At 37.3% G+C, this 19,109-nt stretch carries 15 protein-coding genes and 2 pseudogenes; 13 read left to right on the top strand and 4 right to left on the bottom strand.

What is annotated here, in order from left to right:
* The first annotated feature begins 415 nt into the window (after positions 1 to 415).
* The 12 genes and pseudogenes from ICI50_RS10235 (at position 416) to purD (ending at position 13,653) form a co-directional block, all read left to right on the top strand.
* Positions 416 to 2,077: a formate--tetrahydrofolate ligase gene (locus ICI50_RS10235; RefSeq protein WP_188891674.1), complete on the top strand. Its 1,662-nt coding sequence runs from the start codon at positions 416 to 418 to the stop codon at positions 2,075 to 2,077.
* Between the two features lie 10 nt (positions 2,078 to 2,087).
* Positions 2,088 to 2,576, top strand: coding sequence for a 5-(carboxyamino)imidazole ribonucleotide mutase (purE, locus tag ICI50_RS10230; RefSeq protein WP_054640467.1), 489 nt, complete (start codon positions 2,088 to 2,090; stop codon positions 2,574 to 2,576).
* Positions 2,569 to 3,705 carry a 5-(carboxyamino)imidazole ribonucleotide synthase gene (purK, locus tag ICI50_RS10225; protein WP_188891672.1) on the top strand — a complete coding sequence of 379 codons (1,137 nt, stop codon included), beginning with the start codon at positions 2,569 to 2,571 and terminating at the stop codon, positions 3,703 to 3,705. Before purE ends, purK begins: the two co-directional genes overlap by 8 nt.
* A 196-nt stretch (positions 3,706 to 3,901) precedes the next feature.
* Positions 3,902 to 4,618, top strand: a complete 717-nt coding sequence (gene purC, locus ICI50_RS10220) for a phosphoribosylaminoimidazolesuccinocarboxamide synthase (RefSeq protein WP_013854991.1) — start codon at positions 3,902 to 3,904, stop codon at positions 4,616 to 4,618.
* Positions 4,618 to 4,869: a phosphoribosylformylglycinamidine synthase subunit PurS gene (gene purS, locus ICI50_RS10215; protein WP_003627027.1), complete on the top strand. Its 252-nt coding sequence runs from the start codon at positions 4,618 to 4,620 to the stop codon at positions 4,867 to 4,869. Before purC ends, purS begins: the two co-directional genes overlap by 1 nt.
* Positions 4,869 to 5,540, top strand: coding sequence for a phosphoribosylformylglycinamidine synthase subunit PurQ (purQ, locus tag ICI50_RS10210; protein ID WP_188891669.1), 672 nt, complete (start codon positions 4,869 to 4,871; stop codon positions 5,538 to 5,540). Before purS ends, purQ begins: the two co-directional genes overlap by 1 nt.
* The gene (gene purL, locus ICI50_RS10205; protein ID WP_013854993.1) at positions 5,537 to 7,768 is read left to right on the top strand and encodes a phosphoribosylformylglycinamidine synthase subunit PurL; all 2,232 of its coding nucleotides are present in this window, start codon (positions 5,537 to 5,539) and stop codon (positions 7,766 to 7,768) included. The genes purQ and purL overlap by 4 nt, the downstream gene beginning before the upstream one ends.
* A complete protein-coding gene (gene purF / locus ICI50_RS10200; protein ID WP_013854994.1) occupies positions 7,744 to 9,177 on the top strand; it encodes an amidophosphoribosyltransferase in 1,434 nt (477 codons plus the stop codon). Before purL ends, purF begins: the two co-directional genes overlap by 25 nt.
* A 25-nt stretch (positions 9,178 to 9,202) precedes the next feature.
* Positions 9,203 to 10,267, top strand: a complete 1,065-nt coding sequence (purM, locus tag ICI50_RS10195; protein ID WP_188891667.1) for a phosphoribosylformylglycinamidine cyclo-ligase — start codon at positions 9,203 to 9,205, stop codon at positions 10,265 to 10,267.
* A pseudogene (gene purN, locus ICI50_RS10900) lies at positions 10,249 to 10,770 on the top strand (phosphoribosylglycinamide formyltransferase); the annotation flags it as partial. The gene purM and the pseudogene purN, both read left to right, overlap by 19 nt.
* A 72-nt stretch (positions 10,771 to 10,842) precedes the next feature.
* Positions 10,843 to 12,384 carry a bifunctional phosphoribosylaminoimidazolecarboxamide formyltransferase/IMP cyclohydrolase gene (gene purH, locus ICI50_RS10190; RefSeq protein ID WP_244040315.1) on the top strand — a complete coding sequence of 514 codons (1,542 nt, stop codon included), beginning with the start codon at positions 10,843 to 10,845 and terminating at the stop codon, positions 12,382 to 12,384.
* Between the two features lie 12 nt (positions 12,385 to 12,396).
* On the top strand, positions 12,397 to 13,653 hold the full coding sequence (purD, locus tag ICI50_RS10185) for a phosphoribosylamine--glycine ligase (RefSeq protein ID WP_013854997.1): 1,257 nt from the start codon (positions 12,397 to 12,399) through the stop codon (positions 13,651 to 13,653).
* Between the two features lie 150 nt (positions 13,654 to 13,803).
* On the opposite strand, the pseudogene ICI50_RS10180 reads toward purD, so the two are convergent.
* Positions 13,804 to 14,795: pseudogene (locus ICI50_RS10180) on the bottom strand (Gfo/Idh/MocA family protein).
* A complete protein-coding gene (locus tag ICI50_RS10175; protein WP_049776046.1) occupies positions 14,788 to 15,420 on the bottom strand; it encodes a ribose-5-phosphate isomerase A in 633 nt (210 codons plus the stop codon). The pseudogene ICI50_RS10180 and the gene ICI50_RS10175 overlap by 8 nt, the downstream one beginning before the upstream one ends.
* 228 nt (positions 15,421 to 15,648) lie before the next feature.
* Here ICI50_RS10175 and ICI50_RS10170 point away from each other — a divergent pair, with 228 nt between their 5' ends.
* A complete protein-coding gene (locus tag ICI50_RS10170; RefSeq protein ID WP_188891664.1) occupies positions 15,649 to 16,488 on the top strand; it encodes a MurR/RpiR family transcriptional regulator in 840 nt (279 codons plus the stop codon).
* A gap of 216 nt (positions 16,489 to 16,704) precedes the next feature.
* On the opposite strand, the gene ICI50_RS10165 is transcribed toward ICI50_RS10170, so the two are convergent.
* Both ICI50_RS10165 and ICI50_RS10160 read right to left on the bottom strand, forming a co-directional pair.
* Positions 16,705 to 17,976, bottom strand: coding sequence for an RNA-guided endonuclease InsQ/TnpB family protein (locus ICI50_RS10165; RefSeq protein WP_188891662.1), 1,272 nt, complete (start codon positions 17,974 to 17,976; stop codon positions 16,705 to 16,707).
* Between the two features lie 176 nt (positions 17,977 to 18,152).
* Entirely contained in the window at positions 18,153 to 19,109 is a 957-nt protein-coding gene (locus tag ICI50_RS10160; RefSeq protein ID WP_054640535.1) for an ABC transporter permease, read from the bottom strand.

The following is a 19,109-nucleotide window of genomic DNA, read 5'->3' as shown; positions in this document are numbered from 1 at the left end:
ACTATAAAATACATCCTAGAGTTTTTACTAGGTTAATAACATTATGAATTAGAAGCATCCCAATAATTTTTTCTCATTCAGGGATGCTTCTTTTTTAAACAGATTAATATTTGGTCACAAATAGTTTTTTACTAGAAACTTTCTATGCTTTAATTGGTTTCTTTGCTCTTATTGAATCATCATGCATTGCGTTGACATTATCAAATATTTTGTGTAAATAGATCTTTCTGCTTGCCTTTTCATAAAGTCATTGCGATATTTTTAATTAAGTGTTGCAATGACTTTTATTTATATAGTTCGTATTCTATCTATTTACTTTTACTAAAATACCCAGTATTCTATAAATACAAGTAAAAAATAGGAATAATTATCATAAATATGATAATTATTGTTAATATTAATAAAGGAGAAAATCATGTCGACAGACATTGAAATTGCTGATGCTGCCAAAATGCAACCTATTACTGAAATCGCTGCTAAACTTGCCTTAAAAAAAGATGATTTTGAACAATACGGTAAGTATAAGGCTAAGATTAATTTCCCTGTTAAAGAAATTTCAGGTAAAAAACATAAATTGATTTTAGTAACAGGAATTAATCCAACTCCGGCTGGAGAAGGAAAGTCCACGGTTCTAGTTGGCTTAGGGGATGCGATGAATCAATTAGGCCATCAAACTACAATTGCTATGCGTGAGCCATCGATGGGACCTGTTTTTGGAATTAAAGGCGGTGCAACTGGTGGCGGTTATAGTCAGATTATCCCAATGGAGGACATAAACCTTCATTTTACTGGCGACTTACACGCTTTGACCTCTGCCAACAATACTTTGGCTGCGCTAATTGACAATTACATTATGCGCGATAATAAGTTGGGACTTGATCCTCGTAGGATTATTTGGCGTAGGGTTGAAGATGTGAATGATCGTGCTTTAAGGACTGTTGTTACAGGATTAGGTGGTTTGAGCCAAGGAGTTCCTAGAGAGACCGGCTTTGATATTACTGCAGCTTCAGAAATGATGGCAATTCTTTGTTTATCTGAAAGTCTTCATGATTTGAAGCAAAGAATTGGGCGGATTGTTGTTGGCTATTCTTATGAAAAAAAGCCAGTTACTGTTAATGAATTAGGTTTTACTGGTGCAATTACACTCTTATTAAAAGATGCCATTAAACCTAATTTAGTCCAATCTCTTGGGCATACCCCGGCGATTATTCATGGTGGGCCATTTGCTAATATTGCTCATGGTTGTAACTCTGTTTTAGCAACACAAATTGCAATGGCTAGATCGGATTATACCGTTACTGAATCAGGTTTTGGCGCAGATCTTGGTGCAGAAAAATTTTTAGATATTAAATGCAGGGTGCTAAAGAAAATACCCGATGCAGCGGTCATTGTAGCAACGGCAAGAGCTTTGAAATATAACGGTGGCGTAGATAAAAAAGATCTAACTAAAGAAAACATTTCTGCTTTGAAGAAAGGGATGGCGAATTTAGCTCGCCATGTTCACAACATCCAAAAGTATGGCATTCCAGTTGTTGTGGCAATTAATCATTTTGATTCTGATACTGAAGCCGAAATTCAAACTATTAAAGATGCTTGTCAAGAAATGGATATAAAGGGTATTAGAGTTGATGCTTGGGCTAAGGGCGGCAACGGCACACAAGATTTAGCTAAAGAAGTTATTGCCTTAACTAAAAAAACGTATGATTTTATTCCCTTATATGATGAAAATGATTCAATAGAAGAAAAAATTACTACTATAGCTACCAAAATTTATGGTGCTAAACGTGTTGTTTTTTCTAAAAAAGCAAGAAAGCAAATGAAACAATTTGCTAAATTTGGCTGGGAAAAATTACCAGTATGTATCGCTAAAACCCAATATTCATTTACAGACGACCAAACTAAGTTAGGTGCTCCAACGGATTTTGATTTTCATATTCGTGATTTAGTTCCAAAACTTGGAGCAGGCTTTATCGTTGCTTTATCCGGTACCATTATGACCATGCCAGGGTTGGCTAAGCATCCTGCAGCAGAAAATATGGATATTGATGATAATGGCCAAATTAGTGGCTTATTTTAAGGAGTAAAAAATGACCGTCAAGATTGCAGTAATTATGGGAAGTAAGTCTGATTGGCCAACGATGAAACATGCGTGTGATTTGCTTGATCAATTTAATGTTGGTTATGAAAAACATGTGATTTCTGCTCATCGAATGCCAACAGAAATGTATGATTTTGCTCAAAAAGCAGAAGAACGCGGAATTAGGGTTATTATTGCTGGTGCTGGGATGGCCGCACATTTACCTGGGATGACAGCCGCAAATACAGTTTTACCAGTGATTGGTGTACCGGGACAAACTAAAGCCTTAGGTGGTATGGATTCACTATTGTCCATTGTACAAATGCCAACGGGCATTCCTGTGGCAACGACGGCAATAGGAAATGCTGGTGCAAGCAATGCAGCTTTACTTGCATTAGAAATTTTAGGCACGAATGATGAAAAATTACGTGGTCGCCTGAAGAATTATCGTCAAAAATTGCATGATTTAGCAAAAGAAAGCAGTAGCGAACTTGAGTAGAACGGACTTTATTGGACAAGGAAAAACAATTGGTATTATCGGCGGTGGTCAATTAGGGCAAATGATGGCTATTTCAGCTAAATACTCAGGCATGAAGGTAATTACATTAGATCCCACACCTAATTGCCCTTGTGGTCAAGTAGCTGATGATCAGATTGTAGCTAATTATTCTGATACTTCCGCAATTGAGGAGCTAGCAGAACGTAGTGATGTATTAACCTATGAATTTGAAAATGTTGATTTAAAAGCTCTAGAAGATGTTAAAGATAAAGTTGCTATTCCTCAAGGAACTAAGCTGCTTTATATTACTAAGCATCGAATTAGAGAAAAGAACTTTTTGCGTTCTGCTGGCTGTCAAACTGCGCCATATATTCCGGTTAAAAATAAGTCAGATTTACAAGCAGCTGTAAAGACAATAGGCTACAACTGTGTTCTTAAAACTTGTGAAGGCGGCTATGATGGCCATGGTCAAGAAGTTTTGCATTCAGATGCTGATCTGACCAATGACCACATTAAACAAATTCTGTCAACAGGTGACTGTATTTTAGAAGGCTGGGTGCCGTTTAAGGTTGAAGCTTCTGTGATGGTTGCTCGTAATGCAATGGGGGAAGTATCGGTCTTTCCTGTTAGTGAAAATTATAATAAAGATGAAATTTTACATATGAGTATCGTACCAGCAAGAATTTCACCTGATGTATATCAAAAAGCACAAAAAATCGCTGTGCAGATTGCTGAAGCGATTGATTTGCGAGGTATTTTGGGCGTAGAGATGTTCGTACTGAATAATGGTGAAATTTATATTAATGAATTAGCACCACGACCTCATAATTCAGGACACTATTCGATTGAAGCATGCAATTTCAGTCAATTTGATTTACATGATCGTGCTATTTGTAATTGGCCTTTGCCAAAAATCAAACTCATGTCTAAAGTTGTGATGGTAAACGTCTTAGGGCAGCATGTTGCTGGGATTCATAAAATTATTGCGGAAAAGCGTGACTGGCATTTCCATGATTATGGTAAAGCTGAAATACGTCATAATCGAAAAATGGGTCATGTAACAATTTTAACTGATAATATTGCTAAAACGATTAGCGATATTAATGCAACGCACATTTGGGATAGATGATAGAAGGGCAGACAATCAGTCTGCTCTTTTTAGTATTGTTCGTCTTTCACTGGCTAAAAGCTAGTAATTTTGAAGTATTTTTTAAGAATATGTTGACATTACTGAACATTGCTTGCTATAATTATACTCAATCAGTGAACAAATATTACTAGTGAGTTAATAATTGTTCGTCTTTTAGCAAATGAGGAGAAACAAAATGGACAAGCTCTTATATACCGGTAAAGTTAAGCAAATGTGGTCAACTAATGACCCTGAAGTTTTACGAGTTGTTTATACCGATCAGGCAACTGCCGGTAATGGAAAAAAGAAAGACAATTTCAAAGACAAGGCAGAATTAAACAATCAAATTTCTACTTTGATTTTTCAGTATTTGGAAAAGAATGGCGTTCCAACTCACTTCATTAAAAAAATTTCCGACAAAGAAGAGTTGGTTAAAAAGTGTGAAATGTTTCCGCTTGAAGTTGTTACCAGAAATATTGCTGCTGGGCATTTTTCAAGTAGATATGGCTTGGATGAAGGGATGAGATTCGCCATCCCAGTTGAAGAATTATTTTTCAAAAGCGATGAACTAGATGATCCAATTTTGAACTCATCTGATGCTGTTGCTTTAAATGTTGCGACCAAGTCAGAGCAAGAACAGATGTGGAGCTTGTCCCGTCAAGTCAACCAATTATTGATTAATTTATTTGACGAAGCTGGCATGGATCTAGTTGATTTTAAACTTGAATTTGGAAAACTCCATAATGGTCAAATAGTCTTAGCTGATGAATTTTCACCAGATAACTGTCGCTTGTGGGATAAGAAAACAAAATCTCATATGGACAAAGATGTATATCGTCGCGATATTGGTGACTTAACTGCCGTCTATAAAAAAGTACTGGCAAGAATTGAAGAAGTCTTGGAGGAAGATTAATGACGACTATTAGAATCTACGTTACCTACAAGCCATCTGTTTTTGATCCACAAGGTGCTGCAATTACTGATTCTGTTAATTCATTAGGTCATCAAGAAGTTAAAAATATCGTTGTTGGTAAATTCTTTGATATTAAACTTGATGAGGACGATCAAGACAAGGCTAAGCAAGACGTAAAAGAAATTGCAGAAGCCTTGTTGGTTAACTTCAATATGGAAACATATCGCCTTAAAGTTTTGGAGGAAAATTAATGAAAATTGCAATTGTTGTTTTCCCCGGATCTAATTGTGATATTGACATGTATGAAGCGCTCAATACAGTATGTCATGCTGAAGCAGAATATGTTTCATATCGGACAAAGAAATTAGATGGCTTTGATGCAGTAATTTTACCTGGTGGATTTTCTTATGGTGATTACTTAAGAGCTGGTGCAATTGCACAGTTTGCTCCAGTGATTCCAGCTATTAGAAAGATGGCGCAGGATGGCAAACTAGTTCTTGGCGTCTGCAATGGATTTCAAATTTTAACTGAAATGGGGCTTTTACCTGGAGCTTTAAAGCAAAATAATAGCTTGCAATTTATTTGTGAGACAGTAAAGTTGCAGGTTAAAAACAATCAAATACCTTTTACCACTGAATATGATCAAGATCAAATTATTGATATTCCAATTGCTCATGGTGAAGGCAATTATTATGCAGATGATGCTACTTTAGCCGAATTAGAGAAAAATAATCAAATCGTTTTTGAATACTACCAACACAATCCTAATGGGAGCGTCAAAAATATTGCTGGTATTTGTAACAAAGAAGGCAATGTTTTAGGGATGATGCCTCACCCAGAAAGAGCTGTTGAAGAAGTTCTAGGTGGAACTGATGGATTGCCATTATTTAAATCATTTTTGAAATCAGGAGTACTTGCATGAAACAAGCAATGACGCCAGAAGAAATTAAAGAAGAAAAGCCATATCTTGATTGGAGCTTAACTGAACATGAATATGATTATATTTGTGACAAGTTATTAAAGAGATTACCCAATTACACTGAAATTGGTCTTTTTTCAGCAATGTGGAGCGAACATTGTTCTTATAAAAAATCAAAGCCAGTTTTACGACTATTTCCGACAAAAGGAAAGCGCGTTGTTCAAGGTCCTGGTGAAGGTGCAGGGGTAGTTGACATTGATGACGGGCAAGCAGTTGTGTTTAAAGCAGAAAGCCACAATCATCCTACAACTGTTGAACCATATCAAGGAGCAGCTACCGGAGTTGGCGGTATTCTGCGTGATGTTTTTAGTATGGGAGCTCGCCCAGTCGCAATTCTTGATTCTCTTCATTTTGGTGAATTAAAAAATAATCCAACCATGCGCTACAAGATGGAAGAAACCATTCGTGGAGTTGGAGATTATGGTAACTGTATGGGAATTCCTAATTTGGGTGGTGAAACCACTTTTGATTCTTGCTACAATGGAAATATTTTGCTTAATGCTATGTGTGTTGGCTTAATGAACATTAAGGATATGGAACATGGTAAAGCCGTTGGATTAGGTAATTCAATCATGTACGTTGGTGCCAAAACTGGACGTGATGGTATTCATGGGGCAACTTTCGCTTCAGCTGACTTTTCAAAAGAACATGAAACTCAGCGCTCAGCGGTTCAAGTGGGCGACCCATTTATGGAAAAATTATTAATGGAGGCATGTTTAAAACTAATTTTAAAACACCGCGATTGGTTAGTTGGTATTCAAGACATGGGAGCAGCTGGTATCGTATCTTCAAGTGCTGAAATGGCGACTGAAGGCAATGCAGGAATGAAACTCAATCTGGATTTAGTCCCACAAAGAGAACCTAATATGTCAGCTTATGAGATCATGTTGAGTGAATCACAGGAAAGAATGTTGCTCTGCGTTAAAAAAGGACATGAAGAAGATGTTAAGAAAATCTTTAAGGACTACAATCTTGACGCAGTAACCATTGGTCGCGTTATTGAAGGTGAAAACTATGTTCTTTATCATGAAGGAGAACAAGTTTGTGATATTCCGGTTCGATCATTAACTGAGGATGTGCTCGAAGAACCTAGCAAAGAAATTAAGCCACAATATATTATTGATGCGGAAAAGATGCCAGCATGGCGACCTAGTTTTGAATCATCTGGTGAAACTTTGAAGCGATTATTAAATCAACCAACGATTGCTAATGATCAATTTATCACCCAACAATATGATTCTCAAGTTAGAACTAATACAATTGTTAAACCTGGTTCAGATGCAGGTGTGTTGCGAATTCGACATACTAAAAAAGCTGTTGCAATGTGCACTGACACTAATGGACGTTTTGTTTATTTAAATCCCAAAATTGGCGGCCAGAGATCAGTTATTGAAAGTGTATGCAATATCGTGGCTAGTGGTGCAAAACCCTTAGCTATTACTGACTGTCTTAACTATGGTGATCCCAATGATCCAGAAATTTTTTGGGGTTTGCGTGAATCTTGTCAAGGAATTGCAGATGCTTGTCGCATATTTGAGACGCCCGTCGTGTCAGGGAACGTATCCCTTTATAACGAAAACGATGGTCAAGCTATTTATCCTTCACCAATGATCGGGATGGTTGGTTTAATTAAGAATACTGATTATGTTATTCCGATGCACGTGCAAGAAGCTGACGACATTGTTTACTTAGTAGGTAAAACCACTGCGGATTTTGCTGGATCTGAAGTTCAAAAAATGTTGCAAGGTAAGATTAGCGGTTTACCAGAAGCACCTAATTTAGAGGTGATTCATGATTATTTAAAGAACTTGCATAAAGCTATGACTCAAGGACTTGTAACAAGCGCGCACGATTTAAGTGAAGGTGGCTTAGCTGTTAGCCTCGCTGAAAGTGTTTTTGACACTGAATTTGGTCTGAATATTAATTTAAGTGAATTCGACAAAACTCTGCTTTTTAGTGAAACACCAGGAAGATTGATTGTTTCAGTTAAGCCAGAAAATAAGAGTGCTTTTGAAAGTCTTTTAGGATCTGCTGTTCAAGAAATTGGTCGAGTTACTGATCAGAGAAAATTGTCTATTAAATTAGCTAACGATGAATTAAATACTGACGTGGCTAGTTTAGAAAAAATCTGGAAGGAGAGTATTTCTTGTTTAATGAAATCAAAAGCTTAAATGAAGAATGCGGAATTTTTGGAATATATAATTCAGAAAATGCTAGTCAGTTAACTTATTTAGGTCTTCATAATTTACAGCATCGTGGTCAAGAGGGAGCTGGAATCGTGTCTAGCGATGGACGACAGCTGTACCAACATCGAGATCGTGGTTTGCTTTCAGAAGCATTTGCAGATCCAAATGATTTAAAAAAATTGATTGGTGATAGTGCAATTGGACATGTGCGTTATAGTACGACTGGCCGTAATTCAATTCAGAATGTTCAACCATTTTTGTACCACTTTCTAGATGGGGATGTTGCACTAGCGCATAATGGTAATTTGGTAAATGCTCGTTCTTTAAGGAATCGCTTAGAAAAGCATGGAGCTATTTTTCAATCTGATTCTGATACAGAAATTTTGATTCATTTAATTCGTAATCATATTAAAGATGGTTTTATTCCTGCCTTAAAAAAGAGTTTGAACGAGGTACATGGCGGTTTTGCTTTCTTACTTTTACAAAAAGATCGCATGATTGCGGCACTTGATCCGAATGGGATTAGACCTTTATGTATTGGTAGATTAACAAATGGTGCTTATGTTGTAGCCAGTGAAACATGTGCATTAGATATTGTTCAAGCTGAATTTGTAAGGGATGTACAGCCAGGAGAATTGATAATTTTTGATCAAGAAGGAATGCATATTGATCATTTCACCACCCAAACACAGTTAGCTGTATGTTCGATGGAATATATTTATTTTGCTAGACCAGATTCTATTATTCATGGCGTAACCGTTCATAATGCTAGAAAACGGATGGGTAAATTATTGGCTCAGGAGCAGCCAGCAGATGTAGATATCGTTATTGGCGTGCCAAATTCATCTTTATCTGCGGCATCTGGTTATGCTGAAGAGCTAGGTCTTCCTTATGAGATGGGATTAGTTAAAAATCAATATGTGGCACGTACTTTTATTGAGCCAACTAAAGAATTACGGGAAAATGCGGTTAAATTAAAACTTTCTGCAGTTCGCGGTGTAGTACAAGGTAAAAAAATCGCTGTAGTTGATGATTCAATTGTGCGCGGAACAACATCTAAACAAATTTGTAGGATGTTAAAAAAAGCTGGTGCTAAAGAAATACATCTACGAATTGCTAGTCCACCATTTAGGTTTCCTTGTTTTTATGGGATTGATATTTCTACGAGAACAGAATTAATTGCAGCTCATCATTCAGTTGAAGAAATGCAAAAAATATTAGGTGTCGATAGTTTGAGATTTTTAAGTGTAGAAAGTTTGATCAAAGCAATTGATATTCCAGATGCTGGTGAATCACCTTATGGTGGTTTAACTGTAGCCTATTTCAATGGTCAATATCCAACTAAACTGGATGATTATGAACAGGGTTACCTAGCCTCATTAAATGAACAATAGAAGTTAGAACTAGGATAAAAATAAAATGAATCGATATAAAGATGCTGGAGTTGACGTTGAAGCCGGCTATGATTTGGTTAAAAGAATAAAAAAGGATATTGCAGCTACTAGTCGTCCAGAAACCAGTGGAACTATTGGCAGTTTTGGTGGCATGTTTGATTTGGAAAAACTTGGCTACCAACATCCAGTTTTAGTTTCTGGAACAGATGGAGTTGGTACAAAGTTAATGATTGCACAAGAGATGGGAATTAATGATACGATTGGCATCGATTGTGTAGCCATGTGCGTGAATGATGTTCTAGCTCAAGGTGCTGAACCGTTGTTTTTCTTAGATTATATTGCGACTGGTCACAATGATCCTGCTAAGTTGGCACAAGTGGTTCATGGTGTAGCTGAAGGATGCAGGCAAAGTGGTTCTGCCTTAATTGGTGGAGAAACTGCAGAAATGCCAGACATGTATCCTAAAAATGAATACGATTTAGCTGGTTTTTCAACTGGAATTGCTAATAAGGAAGATATTCTTACCCAAGATTTGGCTAAGGAAGGCGATATATTAATTGGGTTACCTTCAACAGGAGTACATTCTAATGGTTTTAGCTTAATTAGACAGGTTTTATTTAAGGATCATCACTTAAAAGTAACAGATCGTCCAGAAGCATTAGAAGGTAAAAGCATCGGAGAAATATTACTAACTCCAACTAAGATATATGTTCAAGCAGTTTTATCATTAGTTAAAAGGCATTTATTACATGGTATTGCTCATATTACCGGTGGTGGTCTAATTGAAAATTTACCTAGGACATATAATGATGACTTACAAGCTGAAGTGAATTTAGGAGCTTGGCCAGTGCAAGCAATTTTTAGATATTTACAAAATAAAGGGCAGCTTAAAGAGCAGGATTGTTTAAATACCTTCAATATGGGTATCGGTTTAGTGTTGCTTGTACCAAAAGCAAATGTCTTACAAGTAAAAGAGCAACTAAAACAAAAAAATGAACAATATTATGAAATTGGGAAATTAAGAAAGAGACCAATTGGAGAGAAAAAAATTGTTTTTAATGGGAGCTTCAAATGGAAATTGCAATTTTAGCTTCAGGAAATGGAACCAATTTTGAAGTTTTAACTAAAAAATTTCAAGCAGGAGAAATTCCTGGAACTGAAGCATTAATGTTTTGTAACCATTCTAATGCTCCTGTAATTAAAAGAGCACAAAGACTAGGTATTCCTTATGAAACATTTTCAGTAAAAGAATGCGGTAGTAAGCAAGCTTATGAAGCTCGTCTTCTTAAAGTTTTAAAAGAATACAAGATTGATTTCATTATTCTTTCTGGTTATTTAAGAGTTGTTGGTTCAACTATTTTGAATGAATATCCTGACTCAATTGTGAATCTTCATCCTGCTCTTTTGCCTAAATATCCAGGATTAAATTCCATTGCGAGAGCTTTTGCAGATTATCAAAGGGGGTTAATTGATAAGACGGGAGTAACCGTTCATTTTATTGATGCACGTCTTGATCATGGCCCGATTATTGCTCAAAAAGCAGTTCCTATTTATCCTGATGACACAGAAGAAACATTAGAGACGAGGGTTCATGAAACAGAGCATGAGCTTTTTCCAATGGCAGTTAGTGAAGTTATTCAAACAAGAATGAAACGAGGCAATAAAGTGAAACGTGCATTGGTCAGTGTTAGTGATAAGACAAATTTAGTTCCTTTTGTAAAAGGATTAGTCGAAAATCATTATGAGATTATTTCAACTGGTGGTACTAAGAAAAAGCTTGATGAAGCAGGCATTAAAACAATTAGTGTTGAAGAAATAACTGGTTTTCCTGAAATTTTAGATGGTCGGGTTAAAACTTTAAATCCATACATCCATGGTGGACTTTTAGCTGAAAGAGATAAACCTGAACATATGAAAACATTAGAGAAGCTCAACATTCATACCATTGATCTGGTTTGTGTTAACCTGTATCCATTTAAGCAAACTATCGAGAAGCCTAATGTTGAATTAGCTGATGCTATTGAAAACATTGATATTGGTGGACCAAGTTTACTTAGAGCAGCTTCAAAAAATTATGCTAGTGTAACGGTAGTCACAGATCAAGCTGATTATGATCGAGTACTTAAAGAAATTACCGAAAATGGTGATACTAACTTAAAAACTAGAGCAGAACTTGCTGCTAAAGTATTTAGAACTACGGCAGCTTATGATGCTTTGATTGCTGAATATTTGACTAAGCAGACCGGATTAGAAGATCCTGAAAAACTGACCTTAACGTATGACTTAAAACAAAAGATGCGTTATGGTGAAAACTCTCACCAAAAAGCGTGGCTTTATGAAGACGCATTACCAAAGAAGTTTTCTGTTTTACAAGCTGAACAACTACATGGTAAGAAATTGTCTTATAACAATATCAAAGACGCTGATGAAGCACTACGTGCTATTCGTGAGTTTCAAGCTGAACCTACTGTAGTAGCTATGAAGCATATGAATCCATGTGGTATTGGTCGAGGGAAAACACTTGAAGAAGCATGGGATAGAGCATATGAGGCTGATTCGATTTCTATCTTTGGTGGAGTAATTGCATTGAATCGTCAAGTTGATCTTGCAACTGCAAAAAAGATGCATAAGATTTTTCTAGAAATTGTGATCGCACCAGGCTTTGATGATGATGCTCTTGCGGTTTTAGAAAAGAAAAAGAATATTCGTCTTTTGCAACTAGATTTTTCACACGAAAATGAACCAGTACGTTACGAAACTGTATCGGTAATGGGTGGTTTGTTAATGCAAGAACAAGATGTTTTAAATGAAAATGTTGCAGACTGGAAATGCGTAACTGATGTTAAGCCAACTGAGCAGCAACTTAAGACAATGATGTTTGCTTTAAAGGCAGTAAAACATACCAAGTCAAATGCAATTGTTGTAGCAAATAATGAACGAACTTTAGGTGTTGGAGCTGGCCAGCCTAATCGAATTGATTCAGCTAAGATTGCGGTGAAGCATGCGGGTGAGGCGATAGACAATACAGCGGTAATGTCTTCTGATGCATTTTTCCCATTTGGTGATTGTGTTGAATATGCTGGTAAACATGGGATTAAGGCGATTGTTCAACCAGGTGGATCTGTTCGTGATCAAGAGTCAATCGAATCTGCTAATAAATATGGCATTGCAATGGTCTTTACTGGTTATAGACATTTCAGACATTAATAGGATACTCAAATGGAAAATAAATTATCAATTCTGGTCGTTGGCTCAGGTGGACGTGAATTTGCTGTAGCAAAAAAATTCAAAGAAAGTCCACTAGTTGAAGAAGTTTATTGTGCTCCGGGTAATAGCGGGATGCAGACTATTGGCGTAAAAAATGTCAATTTGAATGAAATGGATTTAGATGGCTTGCTTGCTTTTGCTCAAGAACATCATATTAGTTGGACTTTTGTTGGACCAGAAAATGTTTTATGTGCTGGAATTGTAGATAAGTTTACTAAAGCTGGTCAGAAAATTTTCGGTCCTAATCAGCGTGCTGCTCAGCTTGAAGGTTCTAAGGAATATGCATTGAAATTTATGGATAAATATAAAGTTCCTACTGCTATGCATGAAACTTTTGATAGTCCTCAAAAATGTATTGCTGGATTAAAGAATTTTTCCTATCCGGTAGTTATTAAAGAAGATGGCTTAGCAGGTGGAAAAGGCGTCACAATTGCGTCTGATGAAGAAGTAGCACAAAAGACAATTAGAGCAATGTTTTCTGGTGGCCAAAAGAGACTTGTGCTTGAAGAATGTTTAGTTGGGCCAGAATATTCGATGTTTGTAGTTGTATCCGAAGATCAATATCGTATCTTACCGATGGCTCAGGATCATAAACGTGTTGGAAATGGTGATCAGGGTCCAAATACCGGAGGCATGGGATCATATTGTCCATTACCCCAACTTAGCAAACACGATCGACAAGAGATGATTGAAAAAATTGTTAAGCCAACTATCCAAGGTTTAATTGCTGGACAATATCATTATCATGGCGTGCTTTATATTGGATTGATGATGACAAGTTCAGGGCCTAAGGTGATTGAATATAATGTTCGTCTAGGTGACCCGGAAACCGAAGTTGTTTTACCGAAAATGAAAACAGATTTTGCTCAACTTGTTGATGCAGCTATCAATGAGGATGTGATGCCAGAAATTGAAGAAAATAATCAGGCAATTCTTGGTGTTGTTCTCTGCGCAGAAGGTTATCCAAAAAATCCTATGCAGATAAAATTAGGTAAATTACCTCAAAGTGATAAAGTCTATATTGATTATGCAAATGTATCAGGTGATTTATCTAATTTACAAAATAACAGTGGACGTATCTTGATGGTGATTAGTGAGTCTGAAGATTTAAAAAGATCACAAACTAATGTTTATGAGTATTTAAATAGTTTGAATATTCCTCATACATTTTATCGTTATGATATTGGTGATAAGGCACTGAAAGTATAAAATAAGAGTTTCAATTAAGAAATCTAGTCAGTTTTGGTGCTTTCAACTTTCAGTAATGTATTGAAAAATTTCTGTATATATAAAAGCATCCCTATGAGATTTTTCTCATTCAGGGATGCTTTTTTCTAAAACTAAATATTTATATGAGTTTTATTTTGCGTCGTCAAAAGGATATTTCATCCCCCATGTGGTCCGTACGCTAGTTAAAATATGTGCAATATCATGCGACATCTGCAGTTGACCATCATCGTGGCCTTGATCAATATATCTTTGCATATCAGCAACTTCATATTGCAAGGCCTTGTCGCTGTCTCCAGCAGAGATTTTTTCGTGCTTTTCTTCATGGGCACTGGCAGTATAAGTAATATCAGCTTCAGTTGCACGCGGATATTGATTAATTTCGACGTAGCCTTTAGTTCCAGAAACCACGCCGCGCTTTGGTTGCTTGGCCCGCATTGACAGAGCCATGACCACCATTTGATCTTTGGTATTATTCATAATAATTCCAGACTGCTCATCAACGCCAGTTTCAAAGAATTTAACTGAGGTTAAAATACTTTCTGGAGCTTCGTCTAAGAACGTTCTGGCAAAGGCGGTTGCATAACCACCGATGTCGAGCAAGGCGCCACCAGCTAAATCCTTGTTGAAGAAACGATTCTTAGGATCGTAATCCTTTAAAGAGCCAAAGTTGACTTGAATCATCTTGATTTGGCCCAATTTACTATCTTTGATTAGGTTGAGTACCTTTTGATAGATTGGCATATGGTAGAGGGTGAAGCCTTCAGTTAAAATCAATCCTTTTTCTTGAGCCAACTTTTCGACTTCGTCGAATTGTCGCGCGTTGACAGTGATTGCTTTTTCACAAAAGACATGCTTGTTGGCGTTCAATGCCTTCTTGATGTAGTCATAGTGGAAGGTATGAGGGGTGGCAATGTAAACAATGTCGACGTTCGGATCGGCAATCAAGTCATCAGGATTGCTATAAGTTTTCTTGATGTGCTTTTCACTAGCAAACTTCTTTAACATTTCTTCATTAACGTCTGCTACGGCATATACTTGGCCATTAACTGCGTTCAAAGCATCAGCCATCTCATGAGAGCTATCCAGCCAGTTCCAATCATGCCCCAATTATATTTAGTCATTTAAATCACCTTTCTTAATTTCAATTGCTTTATCTTGAGTATTTGTAGTTATTAAACTTGTTGCTAAGTTCTTAAAGTAGGAAGTAGCAACAACACCATTTGTGTTGCAAATTTTCTGGTTAATTTGATCAATTTCCCGCCAGTTTTTTGCAAAGGCATCAATCAGTAGATTGCCTTCAGGACTTCTAGCTAGCGCTGCCACTTTTTGATCTAAGCGAATATTTGCTTGCAGCTTCAAGTTTGGGCATTTATTTAAAACTTGCTTAATTGCTGGTTCTGCAACTTCGATACAAAGTGGAACTTTACTAGAAAGTTCTTTTTGAACTCGTTTTTCGGGTACTAGCAGAATGTATTCTTTTGACATTTGAGCAGCTATCTTTTCGAATAAATGAATGCCACCGCCGCTTTTCAGTGCGTTCAGTTGATAGTCAACACTGTCACAGCCATCGAATGCCAGATCAATCCGTTTGATTTCATCTAGAGGATGAACGTTCATGCCCAACATTTTACAGTTCATGCGTGTCAATTCAGATGGTGAGCATAAGGTAATGTTAGTAATTGAGCTTTGATGTAACTCTTCTGCTAAATTTATAACATTATGACCGCCGCCCAGACTGATCGTCATGCCAGTTTTAATTTTGCTGATAGCTAATTTGCTAATATTATTGATAATGGTCACCTCGAAATTATTTTCATAAAGTTTGTTAATCTGAAAATTATTTACATAAATTATATTAGTATGAAAATAAGTTACAGTCAATACAAAATTAAAAAAATTTAGCATATCTAAAAATCATGAAAAATTTTTTCGAATAAGATATACTTCTAGTAATAGGAAGGGAGAAGTTAAAATATGGCAAGTATTATCAATCAGATCTATAGTGAATTACAATCCATGTCGCAAAGTGATCAAAAAATTGCACAAAAAATTATTGAAAATCCAGGGCAAATAGTAAATTGCACCATTTCTGAGTTAGCAAATTTAGCGAAGGTAAGTGGCGCTTCGGTCACACGTTTTTGTCATAACTTAGGATTAGCGGGATTTCATGATCTGAAAATTCAGTTGGCTCAGGTAGCAGGCAATGAAAAAAGCCATTCTTTGCAAAATATTGCTAAGGATGACTTACAAACTGCATTAAAGCAAATTGATGATAATAAGGTGGCAGAAATCGAAGCGACCTTATTAAATGTTGATAGTCAAAAGCTAAAAAAAGTGTTAGATATTTTAACTCATAGTCGTGTGATTCAGGTTTCTGCAGAAGGTGACACCTATCCTATTGCTGCCGATGCGGTTTATAAATTTAACCAAATAGGCCTGTTTGCCATGGCTTCGGGCGGTAATGTCGAAACGGCAATTGCCCAAACAATGAATCTCGGACATGAAGATGTCCTGTTGGTTATTTCTAATTCCGGTGAATCTGCGGCTTTACTCAAACAAATTAAGGTGGCCCAACAACAAGGGATGAAAATAATTACGATTACTAATCGCTCTGATTCGCCGATTGCACTAGAATCGGATTATCATTTACAAACAGCAGTTAGACAAACTGTTTTACAAACGCAATATTACTTCTCAAGAGTTGCAGCCTTTACGATGATCGAGGCTATTTTCTTAATTTTGATATCGCAAGATGATCGGCGCGTAGAACATATTAAGAAACATGAAGAAATAATTTCTAGTCAAAAGGTTTAATTACAAACCACATAATAAAGAGCAAATGACCTACCACCCATCAAATAGATGGGTGGTCTCTTTATTAGAGCTTTTCTGCGAACAGCCTGACTTGTGCTCTTCATTCAAAAATGTCTGCTCAAATATGCTTAAGCTTTGTGGCTTTTTAATTCCCACCAGAACATAGCGGTCGGCCTATCTTAGCAAGGCTTGGCCCAAGCCTTATCTGTTATTTTCTTAATTTATTGCCCTAGCCAAGATATTCTTGGCGGCATTTTCGTCTCGATCATGATCTGTTTGACAGTAGGGACAAGTCCAGTTTCTGACTGCTAGCCAGTCTCTAGTTTTCATGTGCGCAAACTGCGGATTCTTTCTGCCGCATGCCGAACAGATGCGGCTAGTGTACTGCGGCGCCACTACAATTAATTTCTTGCCATACCACTTGCATTTATACGCTAGCAATCTTCTGAACATTGCCCAAGAAGCATTGGCGATATTGTGCGCCAATTTGTGATTGCCCATGAGATTCTTGACTTTCAAATCCTCAATGGCAATCACATCGTAGCTTTTAACCAGTTCAGTGGTCACTTTCTGCAAGTAATCATATCTGATGTTTCTGATCTTCAGCTGGTACTTGCTTTTGGTCTTTCTCAGCTTCTGCCAATTAGAATAATCATACTTATCAATCTTAGTTTCATGCTCATGATTAAATCTAGCCACTCGCTTCTCAATCGCTGTGCGGTTACGGTCGCAATGACTTTGACGCCTGATCATTTCTTTTTCCAGCTCAAAGGTGTCAGGCACGTTAAAGCGGCGGCCATCACTGGTAACCAGCCATTCTTTGCCTAGCCCAACGTCAATACCGACCTTTTTGCCTGTCTTATTAGACTTAGCGCTGTATTGAGCCAACTGTCGCTTGTTTTTCACCACAGAAAAGCTGATATAGTAGCAGTTTAAGTCCTGCCGGTAGGAAATGACGGCTTTTTGGATTCTAACGTTTTTCAAAGTATTCAAAGAACTAGTTATCAGCGTAATACCGTTATGCTTGCCGATTCTTAAATGATGCGGGCTAAGCACTTTAATCTGCGCTTGAGCGCCAGCCTTGGTTTGATATTTAACGTTTTTAATCGTTGCTGTTTGAGAATAATACTTACGGCTTTTAAATCTAGGCTTGCCTTGCTTGACCTGCTTTTTAGTTAAAAAGGCCCACATCGCATCGCTAAAGCGCTCGACTGTGAACTGCAAAGAAGTGCTGTTGATTTTCTTAAGCCAGGCATGCTCTTTGCGCATTAAAGGCTGCCAACTCTTCAAGATCCCAATCTTGGGAAACTTAAGCTGAGGATTGGCCTCATAGCGTGCTTCAAAGGTGGCCACAAACTGATTCCAGACAAAACGATTAGCCCCAAACAGCTGCCAAATCCAGGCGATTTCTTCGCCCTCTGGATAAATCCGATATTGTCTAGTGCCAAGCTGAATTTCTTGTTCGGCCAGCTTGGTTTTAAAAGCCATAAATTTCATCTCCTTTTTTTGAAAATAACGACATTATTTGCATATTTAATTTTACCATTGAAAGAATAAATTTAGGCAAAAAAGAAAGCAGGAGAAAGACCAAATTCATCCCCTCATCAATAGATGGGGAGGTATTCTTTGTTCTTTCTCCTCACTGTTTGTTCTTATTGCATAAATTATTTAGACTTAATATAATTAACACCATCGGCAGCAGGAGCAACAGATTTACCTAAGAATAATACCAATACTACAATCGTGATTACGTATGGCGCGATCTGCATATAAACGGTTGGAATCTTGGCAATACCCGGCAATTGATTGCCGATAATACTCAAACTTTGGGCAAAACCGAAGAATAGTGAGGAGAGCATCGCGCCAATCGGATTCCATTTGCCAAAAATCACTGCAGCTAAGGCCATGAAGCCTTGGCCGACAATTGTTGAAATGGAGAAGTTGCCTGAAATTGATTGGGCAAATACAGCGCCACCTAAACCTGCCATGAAGCCAGAAGTTAGAACACCAATGTAGCGCATTTTGTAAACATTAATTCCTAAGGTGTCAGCGGCTTGCGGATTCTCTCCGGTAGAGCGTAAACGCAGGCCAAGCCTAGTTTTATAAAGCACCCACCAGAGAAAAATGGTGATAATGATAGCCCACCAAGCTGGAGCCGAAGTATTGGTGAAGAAGATTTTGCCAATCACTGGAATGTTTGCTAAACCGGGAATGTTGGTATAACCAAAATTGGCAGTAATATTAGGCGTTTGTCCTTTTTCATAAATTGCTTTGATCAAGAATACACCTAAAGGTGGAGTAAGCAGATTGAGTACCGTACCGCTAATAATATGGTCTGCGCGAAGATTAATAGTTGCAAAAGCGTGGAGCAAAGAAAAGATTAAACCGAAGATAGCTCCGACTAAGGCACCCATCCAAGGAGTAGCAGAGCCCAAAGCATGAGCGAAGGTAAGATTGAAAATAATAGAAGTGAAGGCACCAACAGTCATGATGCCTTCTAATCCGATGTTGACGATACCGGAGTTTTCGCTGTAGACGCCGCCTAATGAGGTTAGAATTAGTGGAGCGGAATATACGAGAGTTGAAGAAACAATTAATGCAAGTAATGATTCAAAATTCAT

Source organism: Lactobacillus kefiranofaciens (assembly GCF_014656585.1).
Lineage (GTDB): Bacteria > Bacillota > Bacilli > Lactobacillales > Lactobacillaceae > Lactobacillus > Lactobacillus kefiranofaciens.
This window is presented reverse-complemented; position numbering and strand designations above follow the sequence as displayed.